Origin of the sequence: Kitasatospora viridis (assembly GCF_007829815.1) — a bacterium.
Classification (GTDB): Bacteria; Actinomycetota; Actinomycetes; order Streptomycetales; family Streptomycetaceae; genus Kitasatospora; species Kitasatospora viridis.
The window spans coordinates 5027005-5050356 of record NZ_VIWT01000001.1 but is presented as its reverse complement, the minus strand read 5'-3'; the positions used below and the strand labels follow the sequence as shown (position 1 = coordinate 5050356).

Sequence of the window (23352 nt, the reverse complement as noted above, 5' to 3'; positions counted from 1 at the left end):
TCTCCTAGAGCTGACGAGCAACGGTACGAACGAAGTCACGCGAGTCCTCTGGCGACAACGCCATCTTGGCCATCCACCCGAGATGTGCACGGTACTTGGCGAGTTGGGCCTCGGCGCCGAAGAACTCCGGCCCATGGGCGGAGTCGAGTTGAGCCGTGTCGAGCTGCGGCACCTGCCCCTCGGCGAAGAGGAGCGCGTGCCCGGCCCCCGGGAAGCTACCTGTCTCGACCGTCAGCACTCGGATACTGACGTTCTCTCGTTCCGACTCGGCGGCCAGGCGATCCAACTGGGCGCGCATGACCGCCCGCCCACCGAACTGCATCCGCAGCGCTGCCTCGTGGACATAGCCGACGTACGGAAACCCTCGGTCGAGCACACGTTGCCGAGATAGTCGGTGGCTCACTCGAAGCTCGACCTCCAGACGCGGAAGCGGCGGAAGCACTGCGTCGAAGATGGCCCGAGCATAGTCCTCGGTGTGCAGCAAACCAGGCACGTGCAGTATTTGCGTGGTCTGCAATCCGGCCGCGTTCCACTCAAGTTCGGCGATGTCGAGCATTCCCGGCGGCAGCGTCCCGCGAAACTGCTCCCACCAGCCGCGCTCGCGGCCCTCCGCCATCGCGACCAGCGCCTCGATGTAGGCGTCGTCGACGCTGTCGTAGTTGCTGGCCAAGGTGCGGACTCGCTCGGGCGAGATGGCTCTGATACCGGACTCCATGTTGGCGATCCGAATCCGGTCCATCCCCAGCAGGCCGGCGGCGTAGTCCGTGGTCACTCCGGCGGAGAGGCGGAGCTTGCGCAGTTCGGCGCCGAGGCGCTTCTGACGCTCTGTCGGGGTGCGTCGAGTGGGCATGCGGTCCTCTCGGAAGGTGGCCAGCACAGTCTGCCGCGATCAGAGCCTAGCGCCACACTTGAGGGGTATTTACCGCCGGAAGTGGTGGCGCTCGGCATCCCTACGCGCTAGCTTCAAGTAGTGCCAGCGTCACACATGGCGACGCCGGTCACGCCTGCATGCCCATTACCCCGCGTTCTGACCGGAGGTCAGCCATGCCCGGAACCCCTTCCTCCCCCTCTCCCTCCCCCATCCCCGCCATCCCCGCCCACTGGCGCTTCCCCGCCCAGCTCCCCTCCGTCGCCCAAGCGCGCGGGGCGATCGCGGCCGCGCTGCCCGCCACCTGTTCGCGTCAACTCTCCTTCGAGCTCAGGCTCCTGACTTCCGAGCTCGTCACCAACGCGATCCAGCACGGCACCCGGCACCCCGACGACGACATGATCGAGCTCTTCTTCTGGACCGCCGACGGCCACCACTGGCTCGCCGTCTCCGACCCCGGCGCCGGCAACCCCACCCCTCCCTCCACCGTCCCCTCCCCCGACGCCATCGACGGACGTGGCCTGTTCCTGGTCGACGCGCTCAGTGACGCGTGGGGCGTCAGCAAGCGCGCGGTCCGGGGCAAGTCCGTGATCGCCGGGATCCGCGTCTCACGGAACTCGGCAACAACCGACCGCTAGATTCGCGGCATGCCTTCACACCTCACCCCCGGCACCTCGGGCGCCTTCCGGCGGTTCGCCGGGTGGCTCGCGCGTGGCTCGGTGGGCCATCCGATGCTCGACGGGATCGACTACTGGGCGGAGCTGCGCGAATCGCCCTCACAGGCGGAGATCTGCTTCGCGATCTTCGCCAATGTCCTCGAACTGGACGAGCGGGGCGAGCCGGTCAACGAGAAGTACGCGGAGCGGCGGGCCGCGACCTGGCTCTACCGCTACTGCACCGGTGAACTGCCGCCCGGCGAGCCGGACATCGAGCCGTGGGAGTGCGAGCTCCACTGACGACCCGACGGCACCGCTACCCCGCCGGCCACGGGTACTCCCGCTCGGGTGGGAACAGCCGCTGGGCCTGCGCCGCGCGCCCGCCCTGCACCAACTCGGCGGCCTTGCGCACCTGCGGGGTCAGGTCCGTCAGCCCCACCACCCACTCCTCGGCGAAGGTGCGGATCAACTGCCGCCCGATGCCCACCTGGATGCTGTAGTGGTTCAGCGCGGCCCCGCGCACCGAGCGCTCCGGGTCCCACTGCAGGTGCACGGCGGCCTTCGCCACGGCCGCCGGGTCGGCTGTCGTCAACACGGCCCGGGAGAGCGCCTCTTCCCAGCCCTCCCGCGTCATCCGAACGCCGAGGATGCGCTCCTGCCCCGCCTTCCGGCCCCAGTTGCTGCGGTGCATCAGCCACCGGAACGACGGCTTCACCCAGGTCATCCGCTGGAACGAGAACGGCGCGACGAACCGCCCGGCCCGCAGCGCCGCGTCCGCGATCGCCGGCGAGTACGCCTGGTAGACCACGATCGTCCGCGCGTCGTAGTCGGCCCGGATCCGGTACTGGTCCCCACTGCGACTCTGGCTCTGATTCGCCGTCATGGCGCCGACCCTGCCACCTGCTGCACCGGCCCCGCGAACCGTTTTCGATCCGCCCGAGCGGCCCGATCGACACCGCCGCATCCATTGACAGGTCTAGACCGACTCCGGTTTAGTGCGGGTGGTTTCCCCGGTCGGCCAAGCATCTCCGCCCCGGGTGAGCCCTCCCCCGTCCTCGAACACGTGCGCCCCCACATCCGCACGAAGGAGCGACACCATGACCAAATCGCGCATCGGGGCCCTGCTTTCGGCCCTGCTCCTCGCGACCGGGCTGGCCGTGCTGGTACCGGCCGCAGCCTCCTCCGCCACCACCGCCTGCGCCACGGCGTGGAGTTCCTCGGCGGTCTACGTCAACGGCAACACCAGCTCGTACAACGGCCACAACTGGCAGGCCAAGTGGTGGACCCAGGGCGACACCCCCGGCGGCAGCGCCGGCGTCTGGGCCGACCAGGGCGCCTGCGACTCAAGCGGCGGTGGCGGCACGGGCGGCGGCACCGGCGGCGGCACGTCCTGCTCGTACCCCGCCTGGGTGGCCGGCCAGTCCTACGCCACCGGCGCGATCGTGCTGTACAGCGCGAACGGCCAGTACTACATCACCACCCACGACAACCCGGGCTACGACCCGACCATCAGCACCTGGTACTGGTCGCCCTACAGCTGCACCGGCGGCGGCACGGGCGGCGGCGGCACGGGCGGCGGAGGCACCGGAGGCGGCGGATTCGTGGTCAGCGAGGCCCAGTTCGACCAGATGTTCCCGAGCCGGAACAGCTTCTACACCTACAGCGGCCTGGTCGCCGCGCTGAGCGCCTACCCGGGCTTCGCGACCACCGGCAGCGACACCGTGCAGAAGCAGGAGGCGGCCGCCTTCCTGGCCAACGTGGACCACGAGACCGGCGGGCTCGTCTACATCGACGAGATCGACAAGTCCGGCAACTACTGCGCCAACGAGCCCTACGGCTGCCCGGCCGGCACCTACTCCTACTACGGGCGCGGGCCGATCCAGCTGAGCTGGAACTTCAACTACAAGGCCGCCGGCGACGCGCTGGGCATCGACCTGCTCGACAACCCCGGCCTGGTCGAGACCGACGCCGCGACCTCCTGGAAGACCGGCCTCTGGTACTGGAACACCCAGACCGGCCCGGGCACCATGACCGGCCACGACGCCATGGTCAACGGCGCGGGCTTCGGCCAGACCATCCGCTCGATCAACGGCAGCATCGAGTGCAACGGCGGCAACACCGCCGAGATGCAGGACCGCGTCAACGACTACCAGGCCTTCACCGCGATCCTCGGCGTCCCGGCCGGCGCCAACCTCACCTGCTGACCGGCCACCCGGCCTCCGGGTGGGGCGGGGACCGACCGGTCCCCACCCCACCCGCTCACGCGCTCAGCCGCTCAGCCGCTCAAGCGGTCAGGACAGCCGCCACTGCTGGTTGGCGCCGCCGTCGCAGGTGAACAGCTGCAGCTGGGTGCCGTCCTGGTTGCCCGCCACCGTGTCGCCGTGGGTCACATCGAGGCAGAGGCCGGACTGCACGCCGGTGACGGTGCCGTCGGGGTTCAACGTGAACTGCTGGTTCGCCCCGCCGTTGCACGACCAGAGCTGGACCAGGGTGCCGGGCGCCGTCTGGTTGTTCACGGCGTCCAGGCACATGGTGCCGCCGTAGAGCCGCAGTTCACCGGCGGCGGTGGGGGTCACGGTCTGGTTGCCGGAGCCGTCGTTCTTGCAGTCGAAGATCTCGATCTTGGTGCCGGGCGCGGTCTGGTTGTTGTAGGCGTCCAGGCAGCGGTTGGAGGAGGCGCCGACCAGCGCGTGCGAGGTGCCGGTGCTGCTGCCGTTGCCGACCGAGACCCGGTACATCACCGTGCCGTGGCCAGGCACGGTCGCCGAGATCGCGCCGGTGGTGCTGGTGAGCACGTTCGACCAGAGGTTGTTCAGCTGGTACGAGGCGGCGGCGGGCAGGCCGACGGCCGAGGCGGTGGTGGAGATCGTGGTGGCGGCGTCGTTCTCGTTGAACAGCGCGACCGCCACGTCCCCGCCGGCGAGCGGCTTGGCCAGCACGTGCGCGCCGTTGCCGGAGAACTGCTCGACGCCCTGCTTGCCCAACGAGTCCTGGTCGACGGCGATGACGCCGCGGTCGCCGTAGAGCGAGAGGGTGGCCGGCGAGGCCTTGGTCAGGTCGGTGCCGGCGATCAGCGGGGCGGCCATCTCGGACCAGAGCGAGAACTCCGAGCGGTCCTCGGTGAAGCTCATGCCGTTGCCGACCTCCAGCATGTCCGGGTCGTTCCAGCCGCCGGGCCCGGCGTACGGGGCGAGTTGGACGTTCTGCTTGAAGATCGACAGCATCGACGGGTAGGTGGGCTGGATGTCGCCCGTGGTGCGCCAGGTATGGCCGACCCCGGCGCCCCAGGTCCAGACGTTGTCCTGGCCCCACTCGCAGATGCTGTAGAGGATCGGGCGGCCGGTGGCGGCCAGCGCGTCCCGCATCCTGGTGTACCGGCCGATCCAGTCGTTGCGGCTGTCGGTCGGGTCGGCGCTGACGTTGCCGTTGTAGCAGTTGTCGTACTTGAGCAGGTCGACGCCCCAGGAGGCGAAGAGCGCGGCGTCCTGCGTCTCGTAGCCGGAGCCGCCCGGTCCCCAACTGCCCGGATAGCCCTGGCAGGTCTCGGTGCCGGCGCTCTCGTAGATGCCCAGCTTGAGGCCCTTGGCGTGCACGTAGTCGGCGGTCGCCTTGATCCCGTCGGGGAACTTCTGCGGGTCGTACTGGAGCTGGTTCGTCCCGGCCGCACGGGTCTTCAGCATCCAGCAGTCGTCTATGTCGACGTACTGGTACCCGGCGTCCTTGAGCCCGGACGAGACCAGGAAGTCGGCCGTCTGCTCGATCATGCCCTCGCTGACGGAGCAGCCGGTCTGCCCGTTCGTCGCGGCCAGCACGGCGTTCCAGTCGTTCCAGCCCATCGGCGGGGTCAGCGCCAGGGCGGGCGTCGACAGGGCGCTCGCGGGCGCCGCCGTGCCGAGCAGCAGCGCCCCTGGTGCGAAGGCGACCAGCAGCGCCATCACCACCAGCGCGGGCAGGCTCCGGTGCCTTCGTGTGGAAGTCAGCAGCATCTCGTCCTCATCAACACATCGCTTACGGACCAGGCGGCCCGCGCGGGAGTATGTCAGAGACTCACGTCATATATGAGGGACATGTGATGATTCTTCGTCAGTTCAGTGTCACCCCCAACTCGCCCTGACAGGCCCGCTGACCAGCGCAGCAGACGCCGTGTCAGCTCTCAGCGAACATCCGCACTTCCGCCTGCGGACCGTTCCCGCTCGGCGGTACTCTCCGCGGGAAGCCCCGGCTCGGCGGGCGGCGCAGCGAGATCCCATCCGCGCGCGATCGCCCGATCCTCCAGCCCCTGCGCGAGCATCCGCGCGATGGCCGGCTTCGTCTCCTCCCCAGGGACTCCTTGAGCACCTCCTCCTTGCCCGCGCCGCCGGGCTGCGAGGTCAGGAGCTCCCGCCGGGCGCCCGCCGCCGATTCGGTGACCACCACCCGAGCGCCGCCCGCGCCCAACCCACCCAACCCGTCCGACCAGCCCGAGAACCGGCTAAACCTAACCCACCCAAGGAGCACATCCGATGACGCCCACCACACCATTACCGCCGGCCACCAGCGCCCCCGAGCAGGTCGCCGTCGCGCGCAGCCACGGTCCGCTCGGCGCGCGCTACCTGAGCTTCACCGGGGCCATGGGCCTGTCCCAACTCGGCGACGCCGCCTGGTACGTGGCGCTCACCTGGACCCTGGTCCGGGAGGTCGGCCCGGCCACCTCCGGCGCCGTGCTGGCCCTGGCCAGCCTGCCCAGGCTGGTCGGGCTGCTCGGCGGGGGCGTGCTCGCCGACCGGAGCGGGCCGCGCCGGGTGATGGTGCTGACCGACGTGCTGCGCTGCGCGGTGATGCTGGTCGCCGCCCTGGTCACCGTGCTGACCAGCCCGACGGTGCCGAGCCTGCTGGTCGCCGCCGCGCTGCTGGCCTTCCTCAGCGCGTTCTTCGTCCCGGCCTCCGGGGTGGTCCGCCCGCTGCTGCTGGACGACGAGCACCTGGTCCGGGGCAACGCCCTGTACGTCCTCGGCCTGCGCGGCGGCCAGGCGGCCGGCGGGCCGCTCGGCGCCTGGCTGATCGCGGTCGGCGGGGTGCCGCTGGTGGCGCTGGCCAACGCGGTCAGCTACCTGGTATCGGCGGCGGCCTCCTGGCGGGTGCGGTACCTCCGCGAACCGGCGGCGCCGAAGATCACCGCCGAACCGACCCCGCTACGACGGCAGTTGCTCGCCCAGCTGCTCGAAGGCCTGCGCTACCTGGCCCGCGAGCCGAGGATCCGGCTGGTCATCCTGGTCATCGGGCTGACCGAGCTGAGCTGCGCACCGCCCGTCAACATCGGCCTGGTGCTGCTCTCCTCCCGGCTCGGCGGTGCCGCCGGCGGCGCCGGCCTGCTGCTCACCGCCTACACGGTCGGCGCGGTGGCCAGTTCCCTGATCAACATGGCCTGGCCGCCCAAGCGGCGCGCGGGCCTCTCGCTGATCCTCGGCACCCTCGCCGCCACGGCCTGCCTGAGCGGCCTCGGCTTCGCCGGCTCGCTGCCGGTGGGCCTGGGCCTGTACGCCGTCCTGGGCGTGGTGACCGGCCAGTTCAGCGTCGTGCTGATCTCGATGCTCCAGCGCTGGACCGACCCGGGGATGCGCGGGCGGGTGATGTCCGTGATGTCGCTGGTGGTCTTCGCCGCCGCCCCGCTGTCGAACCTGCTCGTCGGCCTGCTGATCCAGGCGCTCGGCCTCGCCACCGCGATGTGCGCGTTCGCGGTGGCGGCCCTCGCGGCGGCAGCGGTCATCTGCGCCGCGCCGCCCCTGCGCACCGCCCGCCTCGACTGACCGCCCCGCCCGCTCCCTTCGCCGTCTGGCGACCACCCCTCACAGCCAGTCCTTCCGCACGGCTTCGACCCCTGCCTGGAAGCGGCTTTCGGCGCCCAGACGAGTCATCAGGTCCTGCATCATCCGACGCACCGTCCGCAAGGACAGGCCCAGCTTGCGGCTGGCGGACTGGTCCGTGTGGCCGTGGCCCAGCAGTTGCAGCAGAGCGCGCTCGGACCCGGTGAGGTCTTGATCGTCACGGGTGGTGGGCTGGCCGAGGTCGGTTCCGCTGCGCCACAGTTCGTCGAACAGTGCGCACAGGGGCTGGATGAGGGCCTCCCCGCGCAGTTCCAGTGCGCCGCGGCGGCCGTCGCTCGGGTCGGTCGGGACCAGGGCGATGCTGCGGTCGACGACCACCAGTCGGATCGGCAGCAACGGCACGGTACGCGTCAGTCCGCCCAGATCGGTCAACCACCGGGCGTAGCGCAGGGTGTCGGGGTCGTTGCGGAAACTGTCCTGGAAGATGCTGCGGACGACCACTCCGCGCTCCAGCGCCACCTGGTTGGGGTGTTTGCCGGCTTGGATGGAATCGGGGCGAACGGCTCCCCCGCGCATCAGGGACAGGCATTCCTCGGTCGCGGTCGCCGCGAGTTCCTCAAGGCGGTCACGGACGGCTTCGAGCGAGTCCAGGCGCAGGACCATCTCGTCATCGGGCCGTCGGTCGATGTACTCGGCCGAGAGGGCCGCGATCGCGGTGCGGGTGTTCTCCAACTGCTTCTGACGGAAGAGCAACTGGTTCTGGTTGTGGGCGAGCAGCCTGGTCAGTCCGACCTCCGGACTGACGGCACGCAGTGACTGGGAGCCGGCCGCGGGCCGCAGCAGCGTCAGTTCCAGCAGTTCGTCGAGTGCTTCACGCGTCTGCGCTTCCGACAGCTGCAGACTGGCGGCGATCCGCTCGACCCCCCAATCCGGCTCCGCTAACAGGGTCCTGTAGACGTTCTCCGTCAGTGCGCTCAGTCCGAGTGCTTGCAGCACCGATCCCCCTTTCGATGTTGAAGATCATCATCGGTGCACGGCGAACGGCTACGCAATGCCTTTGCACGAAGTGGGAGACCCTCTCATTTAGCGGGTTTGCGGGTGCGGATGAGGCGCACGGGGTGGGAGTTGGTGGTCCGGCGGCAGGGCGAAGCCCCGTCGGGCAGGCGGCCTTTCCAGGTCGCCTGCGTCCGACGGGGCTTCGACGCGCTGAGGGTCGCTCAGAAGTGGAGCATCCACTGGAAGTCGGCCTGCGCATCGCTCACGTGCACGTGGCTGCGGGTGCCGTAGGCGAGGGGGTTGTTCCAGTTGTACTCCTCGACGTCGAACGAGCCGTCGGAGTAGACCGCGTTGACGTAGGCGACGTGGCCGACCTTGTGCACGTCGTTCACGGCGATGGCACCGACGGTGGGGGTGGTGTTGACGGTGACGCCGGTGGCGCGGGCGGCGTTGGCCCAGTTGCCGGCGTTGCCCCAGGTGGTGCCGCCCCAGGAGTTGCTGAAGTTCGGGACGCCGAGACGGCTGGCGATGCGGTACGCCGCGAAGGCGGTGCAGTTGTCGGCGGCGAAGCCGCGGGTGCCGTGGTCGAAGTCGTTGACCGGGGACTGGTTGCCACCACCACCGCCGCCGCCGAGGAACTGGTGCGAGGCGTCGTTGTTCTTCAGGGTGGCGTCGAGGTTGCCCTTGGCGCCGGGGGCGAAGTCCTGGCTGGCGCCCGAGTAGCCGCTGTTGAAGTAGACGCGGACGGTGTGCCCGGTGCGGTTCCACACCGAGGCGGCGTTGTTCTTGACGCACAGGCCCTGGCCGGCGCCGGCGCCCTTGAAGTCGTAGCAGGTCGGCTGGGTGGCGCCGAGGTCGCTGACCGAGCCGGTGAAGTCGGAGACCGAGCCGGCCTCGTTGCTGTTGTAGTAGTAGCAGAACTCCCCGGAGTCGCAGACCCCGTCGCGGGAGGCGGCGAAGGCGGGCGCGGAGGTGGCGCCGATGAGCGGGACGGCCATGGCCAGTGCGGCGCCGGCGACGGTCAGCGTGGTGCGTATGGTCTTCAAGGCTGTTCTTCTCCCTGGTTGTGACGTGCCGTCAGAAGTGCTTCGGTCGTGCTTCGGTCGTGCTTCGTTCGTGATCAGGTGGTGCAGCACCCGATCACTCAGTGACTGCGCTGGTACTGCTCCCAGGTCTGGATGGGGATCCGGGGGCCGTCGTCGGCGCCGTGGTTCGCCAGGCCGTTGAAGCCGAGGTAGTAGTCACCGGTCTGGTTCTGGGCCTGGGTGGACAGATCGGTGTCGCTGATCGCCGCGGCGTGGATGTGCCACGGCCAGTCGCCCTGGCTGGGGTTGCGGACCCAGGCGGCGAATCCGACCTCGCGCAGGGCCCGGGCGACGGCGGTGCGGGTGGTGCTGGACATCCCGTCGATGTTGACGTCCACGACGCCACCGCCGTCGTGGGTGCCCGCGGAGGTGGGGTCGCCGCCGGGGTTGTAGGAGCCCTGCGACAGGGTGAGGTGGAAGCCCAGGAGGCGCTCGGCCTCGGTGAGCATCTGCTGGGTGCGGGTGTCGATGGTGTATCCGTCGCGCTGCAGGCGCGCACCCGGTCCGATCTGGTGGATGAGGGTGTACCGCCCCTGCCCGAGTGTGGCGAGGGAGGAGGCGCCGGGCAGCCCGTTGGCGGCCAGGCCGGTGTAGCCGAGGGAGCGCTGGAAGGCCGCGTAGGCGCCGATGGCGGTGGTGCCGAAGTACCCGTTCACCCAGCGGGCGTCGAGCAAGTGACGGGCTTCCAGGGCCTGTTCGACGGCCATGACCGAGTCATGCGCCCCGGGGGTGAGCGTGTGGTCGGCGCGTCGGGGATCGATCTGGGCGGCCAGGACGACGGCTTCCATGTCCACCGCGGGCAGCGCGGCGGCGGAGGCCGACGCCTCGGTGTGGGACGGCGTGGCTGCCGCGTGGGCCGGTGCGGCGCTGAGCACCAGGCCGCTCAGCACGGCGGCGGCCGTGAGCAGCCGGGTTGCGGTGTTGCGGGTCTTGATGGCGAGGGCCATGCGGTGGTTCCTTCTTACTCGGTGGAAGATCGGCCCTGACCTCGTCCCGATGTCGGACGCCGGCGGGCGGGAGGTCTGCTGGAGGGCGGTGGACACGACCGGCTTCGAGGGGTCCGCCGGTCAGGCGGCAACGGTCGCCGTGGGCCTCGGCGCCACGGCGGTCGCCGTGTGCCGAGGGGTCAGCAGCGGACGTCGGTCTTCACCGCGACGTCGCCGGGGTAGGGGATGGGGCCGAGCCCGTTGAAGCCCAGGGCCTGGGTGCACTGCGACAGGGTGGCGGCACCCTGGGACCACAGCTCCACGCTGTTGTGGCCGCACATCGGGTCCTGGAGGTCGTGCCCGCCGCCGGTGACGATGGACGCGCACACGTCCCAGCTGCTGTGCGAGGAGCGGTAGCCCTGCCACACGTACACGTAGGAGTAGTTCTTGCCGCAGCCCTTGTACTGCTTCACCGACGCCATCGTCTCCCCGCCGACGTTGAGGTAGGCGGTGCTGCCGATCTGCGCGACGCTGGAACAGCCGGACGGGGTGGAGGCCTGAGCGGTCGCGGGAACCGCGACGAGCAGCGGCACGGCGAGGGCGGCGACGGCAGCGATCTTGGTCAGGATAGCCATGGTGGAACGACCTTCTTTCAGGGAAAAGGGAATGACGGAGATGTCCTCGGCCGTCGCCGAGACGTTGAGTTGACCCCGGTGCGCGGGCAGGTCGAACTGCCGCTTCCTGATGCGGAGTTGACGACGCGCTCCGGTGCGGGTCAGGTCACCTGTCGCCAGCCGGGCACATCAGTGCGCGCGGACACCGGCGGATGAGGTGGAAGAGCCCGTGGCAACGACCGCTCTGCGCCGGTCATCAGGGCCGTCACAGTCGGGCGTGCTCGGTTCGTGGAGGCCCTACGCGCGGTCGAGGCACCAACTGCGCAGGGCCGGCGCGTGCTGCAGGGCGCGCTCGCAGACGCGGCGCAGGTTCGCGATCGCCGCATCCGGAGTGGCCGCGATGATCGCGGCGGCGATGCGGCAGCGGTTGAGCTCGACACGGGTTCGGATGTGTTCCACCCGGTCCTCGTGTCGGCTGTGGACCCAGATCAGATCGGTGACGGCTGCGGCCGTCAGCTGCGATGACGGAGGATCAGGACAGATGAGGGTCACCGCGACCAGCTGCACGGAATCCGGTCAACTCTGTGCGGGTGTTGCGAGGCGGGCGCCGTCCCAGTCGAAACCGTGGTGGGTGACGCCGTGTTGGGCGGGCGATTGATCCGCGACGACGGTGCCGCTCGCGGCGGTGGCGCCCAGGCCGACGGTGAACGCCACGACCATGGCGGCGCATGCGATGCGTATCGAGTGACCCACGACTGTTCTCCCCTGTTTGGTAACCAACGCCGTTCCCGTGAACGGTTCCTGGAACTCGTCCCGGTTCTCGCGGCGTTCCCCGGTGCTGAGGAAGATCCTGCCGTCCGCACGAGGCGGTGTCACGGCTTCAGAGGTGGCACCAAGTCGCTTGGCAGCTAAGTGCAAGATCATTTGTCCACCGGGCGGGCAGTCCCGGCCGGAGGCGCGCAACGGACCGCTAGGCGGTCGGGCGGTAGCGCGGGAGCTCGACGCCGACCTCGGCCAGGTAGGGCTGGATGGCGGCCAGCCTGGCCTGGTCGCGCTGCTGCACCACCCAGGTCGAGGTCTCGTAGGAGGCGGCCAGGTTGAGCGCCGGGTCGCCCGGGACGCCCTGCAGCTCGGGGGCGATCGCGCACAGCATCCGGCCCACGGCGAGGATCGACTCCCCGGGCGGGAACGGCGGTACGGGCAACGTGCCCTGACGGTCCGGCGGCAGGTAGTAGCGGAGCACCCGGGGCGTCCAGCGGGCGATGCCGTACTCGTCCTTCGCCGGGTCGCTCAGGTTCGGGTCGAACCCGCTCTCGGCTTGGAGGATGGCCGCGACCAGGGCCGGGGTGACCTCCTCCGCCGGACAGCCGGTGCCGGCTTCGACGATCAGGTCCCGGTACCGGGCGGGGATGTCGCTGCCCGGGCGCAGCCACCGCGCGGTGTCGCGCAGCGGCGCCACCCGCGCGGCGGGAGCGGCCAGGACTCCCGAGGCGACCGAGTCGCCCAGCACGGCGGCGCTGAACACGAGGGCGAGCAGCGCGGCGAGCAGCGGGGCGAGCGGACGCCGCCGTCGCGCCGGTGCGGGTGCCGGGAGCGGCGCTGACGGGGCCTCGGGTTCCGGACCGTCAGGCGACGTGAGCTCAGCTGACGGACGGTCAGGCTCGGCCGCCGCCTCCGGCGGTCGGGTGATCAGCAGGTGGGTGTGCACCCGGCGGCGTTCCCACTCCTGCGGGTCGCCCCCGCAGGCCGTGACGAAGGCGGCCAGCACCACATCGCTCGGCAGCCGGCGCCCGGCGGCCGCCTCGGCGAGCGTGGAGGCGGAGTAGTTGGCGAGGGCGGCGAGCCGGCGGTAGGGCGGGCTGCCGGCCCGGCGCCGCAGTTCGCGCAAGTCCAGGGCGAAGCGCGCGAGCGGGCCATCCCCGGCGTCGAGCGGCTGTTCCTGCCGTCCCACCTGCTGTCCCTCCCTCTCGGGTGCCAGTGTCCGGCACCGTTGTCCGACTCCACTGTCCGGCACCGTTGTCCGACACGGCTGTCCGACACCGCTTCCGATCGTTGTCCGGCCTTTGTCCGGGCTTTGTCCGAGCGGGCGGACAGGCCGTGACGGTGCGCCCCGGGCCGCGTTGGATGGGGTACGGCACGTCCGGCGCACCCACATCCAATCGCTTCGCGGGTGCCGCGGCTCGCTCTCCACAGGATCTGCCCGTGCGCGCCGCCGCTCCCCGCACCCCTCTCCTGGAGGCTCACCCGATGTCCACCCCTTCCCAGCCGGATCACGGCGGACTCAGCCGGCGCTCGGTGCTCCGGGCCGGCGCGGGCCTGCCACTGGGCGCCGGTCTGCTCGGCGCCGCCGCGGGCTCCGCCGCCGCCGCTCCCGCCGGCCCCGGCACTCCCCGCGCGGTGCGGGCACCGATGCTCCAGTCCGGCGCCGCGCTCTGCGACACGCCCGGCGACTCGGCGAGCGCGCAGGGCCTGGGCTCCGGGGACCTCGGCATCCCCTACTTCCGCCAGCACGACGGCTCCTGGGGCTACGTCTTCGGCGACTCCTGGGCGCAGGCCGCCCAGCAGGGCACCTACCTGGGCTCGCCGGTGATGCTCAACCAGGCGAACTTCGACAACTCCGGCGGCTCGCCGATCTCGTTCAGCTGGGCGATGCCCGCCGGCGGCCAGGCCAACCAGCTGTTCAACTACACCCACCAGACGGACAACGGCTACGGCTGGGAGTTCAGCCGGATCCCCAACGACTGCATCGAGTTCGGCGGCCGCACCTACATCCAGTACACCTCGGTGGCGACCTGGGCCCCGCCGGCCGGCTACGACGGCTCGCTGATGTCGGGGGTCGCGTACTCCGACGACTACGGGGTGACCTGGCAGGACTACTCGTACCACTGGCCCGGCGACACCCAGGGCACCAACCAGTCGCTGTACGGCATGTGGTCCTTCGCCGGCATCGACCCGGACGGCTGGCTCTACATCTTCTCGAAGCGCTGGAACGGCACCCACCGCAACACCGCCGACGGCGGCGCGATCCAGCTCTTCCGCATCCAGCCCGCCGACTTCCGGGCCGGCAACTTCGGCGCCCAGCAGAACTGGGCCTACCTCAACGGCTCCTGGCAGTGGACCCAGTCGGCCCCGCCGTCGATCATCCTCTCCGGCAACAACATCGGGGAGTTCTCGGTCAAGCTGATCAACGGCACCTACTGCATGAGCTACTTCGACGTGAACGACTACTCGATCTGCACCCGCACCGCGCCGCGCCCGGACGCGGTCTGGACGGCGCCGAAGCCGCAGATCGCCGGCAACACCACCGTGCCGAACCACTGGGGCCTGCCGCAGGTCCCGTTCCTCTACGGCGGCTACATCCACCCCGGCAGCGCGAACGCCAACTCGCTGACCCTGATGGTCTCCCAGTGGAACGGCCAGCAGGGGCAGTCGCCCTACCGGGTGCTCCAGTACGACGGCATCAACCCGTGAGCGCGCGGGTGCGGCGGGCGCTCCCGCCCGCTGCACCCGCCAGACCCACCGCCCGCCGTCAGCCCAGGCAGCGCAGGGTGCCTCGGTGCAGCTCGCCGGCCCGCACGTCGCCGCCGCTCGGGTAGGAGTAGTAGGTCTGCGCGGTCTTCGCCTTGAGGTTCAGCGTCACGCTGATGGTGAGCTGGCCCGCCTCGTTCCAGTTCACCAAGTACACGTTCTTGGCGGCCTGACCGAGGGCGATCGGCACGGTGTTGACCACGCCGACGACGGCGCCGGACTGGCCCGCCGCCTCGACCGTGCCCGTGACCTGGCTGCCGTCGGCGGCGAAGTCGAAGCGGGTCTCCAGGCCGTTGTCGAGGGTGACGTCCACCGACTTGCCGACCAGGCCGGCGCAGCCCGGCGCGGAACTGGCCTGGGCGGTACCGGTGGTGAGGGCGTCGGCCGCGGTGAGGGTCGCGGCGGCCAGCAGGGCCGTGGCCGCGAGGCGGGCGATCCGGTTGAGCGTCATGTTCGCTGCTCCCAGGGAGAGGTTCGGGAGCCGCAGCGTGCCAGGGCCGCCAAGGGCCGCGCTAAAGGAACGGGCGGCCGAGGGCCGCGCTGGAGGGACGAGCCGGCCGAGGGCCGCTGGAGGGGACGCGGGTGCGCCCGCGTCCCCTCCAGCGGCCCGAGGGGCTCCCGGACTCAGTCCGTGAACCGCCCGCCCTCCGCCGCGATCCGCTCCAGCATCGCCGGGGGCGCGAACCGCTCGCCGTACTGCGCCGCCAACTCCCGCGCCCGCGCCGCGAACCCGGCCGGGCCGCCGTCGTACCCGTTGACGTACTGCAGCACGCCACCGGTCCAGGCCGGGTAGCCGATGCCGAGGATCGAGCCCACGTTGGCGTCGGCGACCGAGGTCAGCACGCCCTCCTCCAGGCAGCGCACGCTGTCCAGCGCCTCGGCGAACAGCATCCGCTCCACCAGGTCCTGGAACGGCGGCTGTTCGGCGGCGACCGGGAAGTGCTCGGCCAGGCCCGGCCAGAGCCGGCCGCGCTTGCCGCTCTCGTCGTAGTCGTAGAAGCCCGCTCCCCCGCTGCGGCCCGGACGCCCGAACTCCTCGACCATCCGGTCGAAGACGACGTCGGCCGGGTGCTCCACCCAGCTGCCGCCGGCCTCCTCGACCGCCCGGCGGGCCTCGCCGCGGATCTTGCGGGGCAGCGTGAGGGTCAGCTCGTCCAGCAGCGAGAGCACCTTGGCCGGGTAGCCCGCCTGGGCGGCGGCCTGCTCGATGCTGGCCGGCGCGACGCCCTCGGCGACCATCGCCACGCCCTCGTTGATGAACTGCCCGATCACCCGCGAGGTGAAGAAGCCGCGCGAGTCGTTGACCACGATCGGCGTCTTGCCCAACTGCCGCACCAGGTCGAAGGCCCGGGCCACCGCCTCGTCGCCGGTCCGCACGCCCTTGATGATCTCGACCAGCGGCATCTTGTCCACCGGCGAGAAGAAGTGCAGGCCGATGAAGTCCTGCTGCCGCTCGACGCCCTCGGCCAGCAGGCTGATCGGCAGCGTCGAGGTGTTGGAGCAGAGCAGCGCGTCGGGCGCGAGCACGCCCTGCACCTCCTGGAACACCTTGTGCTTGAGCTCGACGTTCTCGAACACCGCCTCGATCACGGCGTCGCAGCCGGCCAGGTCGGCCACGTCCGCCGTGGCGGTGATCCGGGCCAGCAGCTCGTCGCGCTGCTCGGCGGTGCTCCGGCCGCGCGCCACCGCCTTGTCCAACAGGCCCGCGGCGTAGGCCTTGCCGTGCTCGGCGGCCGCGACGGTGACGTCCTTCAGGACCACCTGCATACCGGCCTTGGCGCAGGAGTAGGCGATGCCCGCGCCCATCATGCCGGCGCCCAGCACCGCGACCTTGGCGACCTTGCGCTCCGGCTGCCCGGTCGGCCGGGAGGCGCCGGCGTTCACGGCGTTCATGTCGAAGAACAGCGCCTGGATCATGTTCTTCGCGGTCTGCCCGCAGGCCAGCTCGGTGAAGTAGCGCGCCTCGATGACGAAGGCGGTGTCCACGTCGACCTGGCTGCTCTCCACGGCCGCCGCGAGCAGGTTGCGCGGAGCCGGGTAGGGCGCGCCGTTCAGCTGCTTGCGCAGGTTGGCCGGGTAGGCGGGCAGTTGGGCCATCAGGCCGCGCGAGGCCGGGGTTCCGCCGGGGATCCGGTGGCCCTTGACGTCCCAGGGCTGCTGGGCGGTCTCGTTCGCGGCGATCCAGGCGTGCGCCTTGGCGAGCAGCTCCTCCTGGGTGCTCGCCAGTTCGTGCACCAGGCCGGCCTCGACGGCGGCCGCCGGGCGGTACTGACGGCCCGTCAGCAGCCACTTCAGCAGCGCGTCCGCGATGCCCAGCAGCCGCACGGTGCGGACCACGCCGCCGCCACCGGGCAGCAGGCCGAGGGTCACCTCGGGGAAGCCGATCCGGCTCTTCGGGGTGTCCAGCGCGATCCGGTGGTGGCAGGCCAGGGCCAGCTCCAAGCCGCCGCCCAGCGCACTGCCGTTGATCGCGGCGACGACCGGCTTGCCGAGCGTCTCCAGGGTGCGCAGCGCCTGCTTCAGCCGCAGGCTGCCGGCCATGAACTCCCCGGCGTCCTCGGGCCGCACGGCGCCGAGCATCTTCAGGTCGCCGCCGGCGAAGAAGGTCTTCTTGGCGGAGGTGATCACCACGCCGCGCAGCCCCTCGGTGCCGGCCAGCCGGGCCACCACCTGCTGGAACTGCTCGGTGAACGCGGAGTTCATGGTGTTGACGGACTGGTTGGGGTCGTCCAGGACGAGGGTGACGATGCCCTCCTGGTCCTGCTCCCAGCGGATGACGTTCTGCTCGCTCATGATCAGGGGCTCCAGGAGATCAGATTCGCTCGACGATGGTGGCGACGCCCATGCCGCCGCCGACACACAGGGTCACCAGTCCGTACCGCAGGTCGCGGCGCTCCAGCTCGTCGATCAGCGTGCCGAGGATCATCGCGCCGGTGGCGCCGAGCGGGTGGCCGAGCGCGATCGCGCCGCCGTTCACGTTCACCTTCTCGTGCGGGAAGCCGAGTTCGTCCATGAAGCGCAGCGCCACGGCGGCGAAGGCCTCGTTGATCTCGACCAGGTCGATGTCCTGCGCCCGCAGGCCGGCCTTGGCCAGCGCCTTGCGGGTGGCGGGGGCCGGGCCGGTCAGCATGATGGTCGGCTCGGAGCCGGAGACGGCCGCGGAGACGATCCGGGCGCGCGGGCGCAGGCCGTAGCGCTCGCCGACCTCGCGCGAGCCGATCGCCACCAGCGAGGCGCCGTCCACGATGCCGGAGGAGTTGCCTGCGGTGTGCACGTGGTCGATCTGCTCGACCCAGTGGTACTTCTGCAGCGCGACGGCGTCGAAGCCGCCCTGGTCGCCGATCGTGGCGAAGGCGGGCTTGAGGCCGGCCAGCGTCTCCACCGTGGTGCTCGGGCGCAGGTACTCGTCGCGGCCCAGCACCACCAGGCCGTTGCGGTCCAGCACGGGGACGACCGAGCGGTCGAACAGCCCGTCGGCCTGCGCCTTGGCGGCGCGGGCCTGCGACTCGGCGGCGAAGCCGTCGACGTCGGCGCGGGAGTAGCCGCCGAGGGTGGCGATCAGGTCGGCGCCGATGCCCTGCGGCACGAAGTTCACCGCGTAGGAGGTCATCGGGTCCATCGCCCAGGCGCCGCCGTCGGAGCCCATCGGCACCCGGGACATCGACTCGACGCCGCCGGCCAGCACCAGGTCCTCCCAGCCCGAACGCACCTTGGCGGCGGCCAGGTTGACGGCCTCCAGGCCGGAGGCGCAGAAGCGGTTCTCCTGCACGCCGGCCACCGTGTCGGGCAGGCCGGCGGCGATCGCGGCGATCCGGGCGATGTCCGAGCCCTGGTCACCGTGCGGGCTGACCACGCCGAGCACGATGTCGTCGATCGCGGCCGGGTCCAGGCCGGGCAGCCGGGTCTGGATCTCCTTGATCAGGCCGACCACCAGGTCGATCGGCTTGGTGCCGTGCAGGGAGCCGCCTGCCTTGCCGCGTCCGCGCGGGGTGCGGATCGCCTCGTAGACGTACGCTTCGGTGCTCACGATGACCTCTCTGGATGGTCGGGTTGGTGCCGCGGTGCGAGCTGTGGGACTGCGAGCTGTGGGACTGCGAGCCGGGGGACGCCCCAGTCGCGGGCCACCTCGGCGGTGTCGGCGCCCGGGCGGGCCGGCGGGCGGCGCAGGGCTCCGGGCGTGGCGGAGAACCGCGGGGCGGGGGCGGGCTGGGTGACGCCGTGCCAGGTCGGGTAGGTGCCACGGGCCGTCAGGTGCGGGTCGGCCGCGGCCTGGCGCAGCGTCAGGACCTCGGTGACGCAGGCGTCGGTGCCGGCGAAGACGGCGCGCCACTCGGCGGTCGTGCGAGCAGCGAACCGTGTTGCGATCAGTGCTCGCAGTTCGGGCCACCGCTCCGCGTCGTACTGGGCGGGCGCGTCCGGCCCGAGCTCCAGCAGCCGGGCGAACTCGGCGTAGAACTGCGGCTCCAGCGCGCCGACCGCGAACTGGCCGCCGTCGCGCGCCGGGTAGACGGCGTAGCAGGGGGCGCCGCCGTCCAGCAGGTTGACGCCGCGCTGGTCCTGCCAGCTGCCCTGGGCGAGCAGGCCCCAGAACATGGTGGCCAGGTGGGCGGTGCCGTCGACGATCGCGGCGTCCACCACCTGCCCGGCGCCGGTGGCCCGGGCGTGGTGCAGGGCGGCGAGCAGGCCGACCACCAGGTAGAGCGAGCCGCCGGCGTAGTCGCCGAGCAGGTTGACCGGGATCGAGGGCGGGCCGTCGGCGGGACCGATCATGCCGAGCACGCCGGTCAGCGCGGTGTAGCCGATGTCGTGGCCGGCGGTGGCGGCCAGCGGGCCGCTCTGGCCCCAGCCGGTCATCCGGCCGTAGACCAGCGCGGGGTTGCGGGCCAGGCAGGCCCCGGGTCCGACGCCGAGCCGCTCGGCGACGCCCGGGCGGTAGCCCTCGATCAGCAGGTCGGCCCGCTCGACCAGGGCGAGCACCCGCTCGGGGCCGTCCGGCGCCTTGAGGTCGACCAGCACGGAGCGCTTGTTGCGGTTGGCCAGGTCGTGCACCGGCTCCTGCGCGAGCGGCGAGCCGGACGGCCGGTCCACCCGCACCACGTCGGCGCCGAGGTCGCCGAGCAGCATCCCGGCGAACGGTCCCGGCCCGATCCCGGCGAGCTCGACCACCCGCACGCCGGCCAGCGGGCCGCCCTCGGCTCGGGCACCCGCTCCGGCTCGGGCTCCGGCTCGGGCTCCGCCTCCGGTGGGGGCCGCACCGGCGCTGGCCTCGACCACGCGATCGCCTCCTCGCGAGCGTGACAGTAAAGCTGTAACACCCGGGATGGTATGCCGGTGACCCGCCAGTAACAAGGGCCGACGCCACGATCCACCAGCCCGATCGGGACGTCGGTCCCGGCGACTTCCGACGAACGTCCCTGGAACCGAACTCGTTTTCGGCGAACCGGAGTTTCCCCCGCACGGGCGTGCCACCATGAAGGGTCCACACGAGCCCACACCGGCAGCTCACCATCTCTCCACACCGTACGGATCCGATGTCTTCCTACCGCTTCAACCCGCCGCCCGGCTGGCCGCCGCCGCCCGCCGACTGGACCCCGCCCCCGGGCTGGCAGCCGGACCCGAGCTGGCCGCCCCCGCCGCCGGGGTGGCAGCTCTGGACGGCGGCCCCGGAGACCGCGCCGCGCCCGCAACAGCCGCTCTGGGCGCCGCTGCCGGTGCCCCCGCAGTGGAACCTGGAGGGGAAGGAAGGCAAGGACGCCAAGCGCTCCGGGCTGTTCGGCCGGGGCCGCGGCAAGGAGAACGAGGAACTCGCCCAGCTGCGCGCCTGGGTGACCGAGACCCAGGGGCTGGACGCGGCGCAGACCCTGGACGCCCTCGCCCGGGCCCGCGCCGAGGCCGCCGCGATCCGCGAGGAGGCCGGGGCGGACGCCCGCGAGACCCTCGCCGCCGCCGAGGCGGACGCCCGCGAGGCCCTCGCCGCCGCCGAGGCGCAGGCCCGCGAGACCCGGACGGCGGCCGAGGCGCAGGCCCGGGAGCTGCTGCGCGAGGCCAAGCAGGGCGCCAAGCGCGAGCAGGACGCCGCCAAGGAGGCCGAGCGGGCCGCCGATCGGGCGCGCAAGGGCCTGGAGGCCTGCCTGCGCGACACGGCCGCGGCACAGCTGCGGCTGACCGAGATCCAGGCGCGGACCGTCGTCACCGAGGAAGCCGTGATGCTCCAGGAGGTGGGCGTCTACCGCTACCACCACCCGCTCGACGACGCGATCGCCTACCGCACCCGCCTGGAGACCATCCAGGCCGACATCAAGCGGCTCGCGGGCAACGGCCAGGCGGTGCTGTCCATCACCAACTGGACCGTCAACGGCTCCTCCCGCCAGGGCACCAAGATGGTCAAGGACTTCTCGAAGCTGATGCTCCGGGCGTACAACGCGGAGGCGGACCAGGCCGTCCGGACCATGCGCCCGCACCGGATAGGCCCGCTGGTGGACCGGCTGTACAAGACCCGGGAGACGATCGCCAAGCTCGGCGCCACCATGCAGATCCGGATATCCGACGAGTACCACGACGCCCGCGTCCGGGAGCTGCACCTGACCGCCGACCACCTCCAGAAGAAGGAGGAGGAGAAGGAGCTGCAGCGCGAGCTGCGCGCCCGGCAGCGCGAGGAGGAGAAGGCCCAGCGGGAGTTCGAGCGCGAGCAGGCCAAGCTGGAGAAGGAGCGCGACCACGTGCAGTCGGCGATCGCGCGGCTGCGGGAGCGCGGCGACCTCCCGGCGGCCGACCGGATGCGGGCCAAGCTCGACGAGATCGAGGAGGCGCTGCGGGCCGTCGAGGCGCGGGCGGCGAACATCCGCACCGGCTACGTGTACGTGATCTCCAACGTCGGCGCGTTCGGCGACCGGATGGTGAAGATCGGGCTGACCCGGCGCCTCGAACCGCTGGACCGGATCAGCGAGCTGAGCGGCGCCTCGGTGCCGTTCCGCTACGACGTGCACGCACTGATCTTCAGCGAGGACGCGGTCAGCCTGGAGACCCGGCTGCACCAGCACTTCGCCGACCGGCGGGTCAACCGGGTCAACAGCCGGCGGGAGTTCTTCTACGTCACGCCGGGCGAAGTGCGCGACGCGCTGGCGGAGTTCGCCGGGCAGCACCTGGTGGAGTTCACCGACCAGGCGGAGGCGCTGGAGTGGCGGGCCAGCACCGGCGGGGCGGCGGCCTGACCCGGAGCCGCTGACGGGCCCTATGGTGTTCGCCCATGGGTGACCTGTTTGCGGGTGTGGGTGCGCTGTGGCGCGGGCAGCTGTGGGTGGCGCGGCGGCCGCGCCGCTGGTTCTTCGGGGTGGTGCCCGCGCTGATCGCCGCCGTGCTGGTCGGCGCGGCGCTCGGCGCGCTGGTGTGGTGGGCGGGCGACCTGGTGAACGCGGCGACGCCGTTCGCCGCGCACTGGAGCCAGGGCTGGCGGACGGCGTTCCGCGACCTGGCGACGGCGCTGCTGATCGGCCTCGGGGTGCTGGTCTCGGTGGTGGCGTTCACCGGGTTGACGCTGACGATCGGTCAGCCGTTCTACGAGCGGCTGGTGCGCGAGGTGGCGCCGCCGCCGCAGGGGGCGCCGGAGGTCGGCCTGCTCGACTCCCTGCTCGCGGGCCTGCGGATCGGGCTGCGCACGGCCGCCTGCGGCGTGGCGCTCTTCCTGCTCGGCTGCGTCCCGCTGCTCGGGCAGCTCGCGGCGCCGGTGCTCGGGGTCTGCGTGACCGGGTACTTCCTCACCGTCGAGCTCACCGGGCTCGCCTTCGACCTGCACGGGGTGCCGCCGACCGAGCGGCTGCGCGGGCGACGGATGCTGGCGGTCGGCTTCGGCGCGCCGCTGGTGCTGGCCTTCCTGGTGCCGCTGGCCACCGTGCTGCTGATGCCCGGCGCGGTGGTGGGGGCGGCGCTGCTGGTGGCGGACCAGCTGGCGGCCCGTCAGAAGCCGTTCCCCAGGAGTCCGTACTCCGGGAATCCGTACCAAGAGAACCCGTACCAGCAGCCGCCGGGCGTACAGTCGTACCGGTGAGCGACTCAGCGTTACTAGACCTCTACGACCGGCAGCTGCGCGGCTCGTTGGACAACCCGGGCACCGTGACCGAGCGGGACGGGCCGCTGCTCCGGGTCACCGGCGGGCGCCGGGGCTTCGTCTCCGGCCCGCCCGACCTCGGGGTGCGCGGCGCCGAGCTGGACCGGCTGATCCGGCGCCAGATCGACCACTTCGCGGCCCGCGGCGAGGCGCTGGAGTGGAAGGTCCGCGGGCACGACCGGCCGACCGAACTGCCCGAGCGGCTGCGGGCGGCCGGGTTGGCGGCGCAGCCCGGCAGCACCGTCCTGGTCCGGGAGGCGGCCGGCCTCGCCGACCACGGCGGGCCGCCGCCGGGGTTCGCCCTGCGCCGGACCGAGGACCCGGCGGACGCCGACCGGATCGCCGAGCTGTACTGCACCGTCTGGGACCAGGACCTCTCCTTCCTCGCCGGGGTGCTGCGGGCCCGGCTGGCGCACCGGCCGGAACGGACCGCGATCACCCTCGCCGAGGCGGCCGACGGCACCCTGGTCTGCGCCGGCTGGCTGGTGCTGCGGGACGGGGCCGACTTCGCCACCCTGCTCGGCGGCTCCACACACCCGCAGTGGCAGGGGCGGGGCGCCTACCGAGCGCTGGTCGCCCAGCGGGCCCGGATCGCCGCCGAGCACGGCCACCGCTACCTGCACGTGGACGCCTCGGCGCGGAGCGCGCCGATCCTGCGCCGGCTCGGCTTCCGGGCGCTCACCAGCTGCACGATCCACCTCTGGACCCCTCCCCCCAACGGGTGATGGGGGTATCAGCCGAACGTCTGACGCGCCGTCACGGCACGCCCCG

General features: G+C 71.8%; 22 protein-coding genes. 8 read left to right on the top strand and 14 right to left on the bottom strand.

What is annotated here, in order from left to right:
- Positions 1–4: 4 nt before the first annotated feature.
- Entirely contained in the window at positions 5–850 is an 846-nt protein-coding gene (locus tag FHX73_RS22785; RefSeq protein ID WP_145906771.1) for a helix-turn-helix domain-containing protein, read from the bottom strand.
- Between the two features lie 194 nt (positions 851–1044).
- On the opposite strand from FHX73_RS22785, the gene FHX73_RS22780 reads away from it, so the two are divergent.
- Both FHX73_RS22780 and FHX73_RS22775 read left to right on the top strand, forming a co-directional pair.
- The gene (locus FHX73_RS22780) at positions 1045–1506 is read left to right on the top strand and encodes an ATP-binding protein (RefSeq protein ID WP_145906770.1); all 462 of its coding nucleotides are present in this window, start codon (positions 1045–1047) and stop codon (positions 1504–1506) included.
- A gap of 9 nt (positions 1507–1515) precedes the next feature.
- Entirely contained in the window at positions 1516–1824 is a 309-nt protein-coding gene (locus tag FHX73_RS22775; RefSeq protein WP_170305002.1) for a DUF7677 family protein, read from the top strand.
- A gap of 16 nt (positions 1825–1840) precedes the next feature.
- Here FHX73_RS22775 and FHX73_RS22770 read toward each other — a convergent pair whose 3' ends face one another.
- Positions 1841–2407 carry a DUF4291 domain-containing protein gene (locus FHX73_RS22770; RefSeq protein WP_145906769.1) on the bottom strand — a complete coding sequence of 189 codons (567 nt, stop codon included), beginning with the start codon at positions 2405–2407 and terminating at the stop codon, positions 1841–1843.
- A gap of 214 nt (positions 2408–2621) precedes the next feature.
- Here FHX73_RS22770 and FHX73_RS22765 point away from each other — a divergent pair, with 214 nt between their 5' ends.
- Complete coding sequence (locus tag FHX73_RS22765; protein WP_145906768.1) at positions 2622–3728, top strand: glycoside hydrolase family 19 protein; 1107 nt, start codon at positions 2622–2624, stop codon at positions 3726–3728.
- An 87-nt stretch (positions 3729–3815) separates the two neighbouring features.
- Here FHX73_RS22765 and FHX73_RS22760 read toward each other — a convergent pair whose 3' ends face one another.
- The gene (locus FHX73_RS22760; RefSeq protein ID WP_145906767.1) at positions 3816–5510 is read right to left on the bottom strand and encodes a glycoside hydrolase family 27 protein; all 1695 of its coding nucleotides are present in this window, start codon (positions 5508–5510) and stop codon (positions 3816–3818) included.
- A gap of 516 nt (positions 5511–6026) precedes the next feature.
- Here FHX73_RS22760 and FHX73_RS22750 point away from each other — a divergent pair.
- Positions 6027–7310: an MFS transporter gene (locus FHX73_RS22750; protein WP_145906766.1), complete on the top strand. Its 1284-nt coding sequence runs from the start codon at positions 6027–6029 to the stop codon at positions 7308–7310.
- A gap of 39 nt (positions 7311–7349) precedes the next feature.
- Here FHX73_RS22750 and FHX73_RS22745 read toward each other — a convergent pair whose 3' ends face one another.
- The 7 genes from FHX73_RS22745 to FHX73_RS46390 form a co-directional block, all read right to left on the bottom strand.
- Complete coding sequence (locus FHX73_RS22745; protein ID WP_145906765.1) at positions 7350–8324, bottom strand: LuxR C-terminal-related transcriptional regulator; 975 nt, start codon at positions 8322–8324, stop codon at positions 7350–7352.
- Positions 8325–8545: 221 nt separating this feature from the next.
- On the bottom strand, positions 8546–9370 hold the full coding sequence (locus FHX73_RS44855) for a CHAP domain-containing protein (RefSeq protein WP_170305001.1): 825 nt from the start codon (positions 9368–9370) through the stop codon (positions 8546–8548).
- 98 nt (positions 9371–9468) lie between these two features.
- Positions 9469–10356 (bottom strand): peptidoglycan-binding protein, encoded by an 888-nt coding sequence (locus FHX73_RS22735; protein ID WP_211786238.1) that lies wholly within the window; start codon positions 10354–10356, stop codon positions 9469–9471.
- A 179-nt stretch (positions 10357–10535) separates the two neighbouring features.
- Positions 10536–10970, bottom strand: a complete 435-nt coding sequence (locus FHX73_RS22730; protein WP_145906764.1) for a hypothetical protein — start codon at positions 10968–10970, stop codon at positions 10536–10538.
- 276 nt (positions 10971–11246) lie between these two features.
- Positions 11247–11516, bottom strand: a complete 270-nt coding sequence (locus FHX73_RS22725; RefSeq protein WP_145906763.1) for a hypothetical protein — start codon at positions 11514–11516, stop codon at positions 11247–11249.
- 9 nt (positions 11517–11525) lie between these two features.
- Complete coding sequence (locus tag FHX73_RS22720) at positions 11526–11873, bottom strand: hypothetical protein (RefSeq protein WP_145906762.1); 348 nt, start codon at positions 11871–11873, stop codon at positions 11526–11528.
- Positions 11874–11919: 46 nt separating this feature from the next.
- Positions 11920–12900, bottom strand: coding sequence for a helix-turn-helix domain-containing protein (locus tag FHX73_RS46390; RefSeq protein WP_246213663.1), 981 nt, complete (start codon positions 12898–12900; stop codon positions 11920–11922).
- 296 nt (positions 12901–13196) lie between these two features.
- On the opposite strand from FHX73_RS46390, the gene FHX73_RS22710 reads away from it, so the two are divergent.
- Positions 13197–14420: a glycoside hydrolase family 183 protein gene (locus FHX73_RS22710; protein WP_145906761.1), complete on the top strand. Its 1224-nt coding sequence runs from the start codon at positions 13197–13199 to the stop codon at positions 14418–14420.
- Positions 14421–14478: 58 nt separating this feature from the next.
- On the opposite strand, the gene FHX73_RS22705 is transcribed toward FHX73_RS22710, so the two are convergent.
- The 4 genes from FHX73_RS22705 to FHX73_RS22690 form a co-directional block, all read right to left on the bottom strand.
- A complete protein-coding gene (locus tag FHX73_RS22705) occupies positions 14479–14928 on the bottom strand; it encodes a MoaF-related domain-containing protein (RefSeq protein WP_145906760.1) in 450 nt (149 codons plus the stop codon).
- A 173-nt stretch (positions 14929–15101) separates the two neighbouring features.
- Positions 15102–17270, bottom strand: a complete 2169-nt coding sequence (locus tag FHX73_RS22700) for a 3-hydroxyacyl-CoA dehydrogenase NAD-binding domain-containing protein (protein ID WP_145906759.1) — start codon at positions 17268–17270, stop codon at positions 15102–15104.
- A 19-nt stretch (positions 17271–17289) separates the two neighbouring features.
- Entirely contained in the window at positions 17290–18504 is a 1215-nt protein-coding gene (locus FHX73_RS22695; protein WP_145906758.1) for an acetyl-CoA C-acetyltransferase, read from the bottom strand.
- Positions 18501–19649, bottom strand: coding sequence for a CaiB/BaiF CoA transferase family protein (locus FHX73_RS22690; protein WP_425461447.1), 1149 nt, complete (start codon positions 19647–19649; stop codon positions 18501–18503). Before FHX73_RS22690 ends, FHX73_RS22695 begins: the two co-directional genes overlap by 4 nt.
- A 359-nt stretch (positions 19650–20008) precedes the next feature.
- Between FHX73_RS22690 and FHX73_RS22680 the strand changes: the two genes are divergently transcribed.
- Genes FHX73_RS22680 through FHX73_RS22670 form a run of 3 tightly spaced genes read left to right on the top strand, consistent with a single transcriptional unit; the run spans position 20009 to position 23306 of the window.
- Complete coding sequence (locus FHX73_RS22680; protein ID WP_211786237.1) at positions 20009–21688, top strand: SNIPE associated domain-containing protein; 1680 nt, start codon at positions 20009–20011, stop codon at positions 21686–21688.
- Between the two features lie 35 nt (positions 21689–21723).
- Positions 21724–22521 carry an EI24 domain-containing protein gene (locus tag FHX73_RS22675; RefSeq protein WP_145906756.1) on the top strand — a complete coding sequence of 266 codons (798 nt, stop codon included), beginning with the start codon at positions 21724–21726 and terminating at the stop codon, positions 22519–22521.
- Positions 22518–23306, top strand: coding sequence for a GNAT family N-acetyltransferase (locus tag FHX73_RS22670; protein WP_145906755.1), 789 nt, complete (start codon positions 22518–22520; stop codon positions 23304–23306). Before FHX73_RS22675 ends, FHX73_RS22670 begins: the two co-directional genes overlap by 4 nt.
- Positions 23307–23352 lie beyond the last annotated feature (46 nt).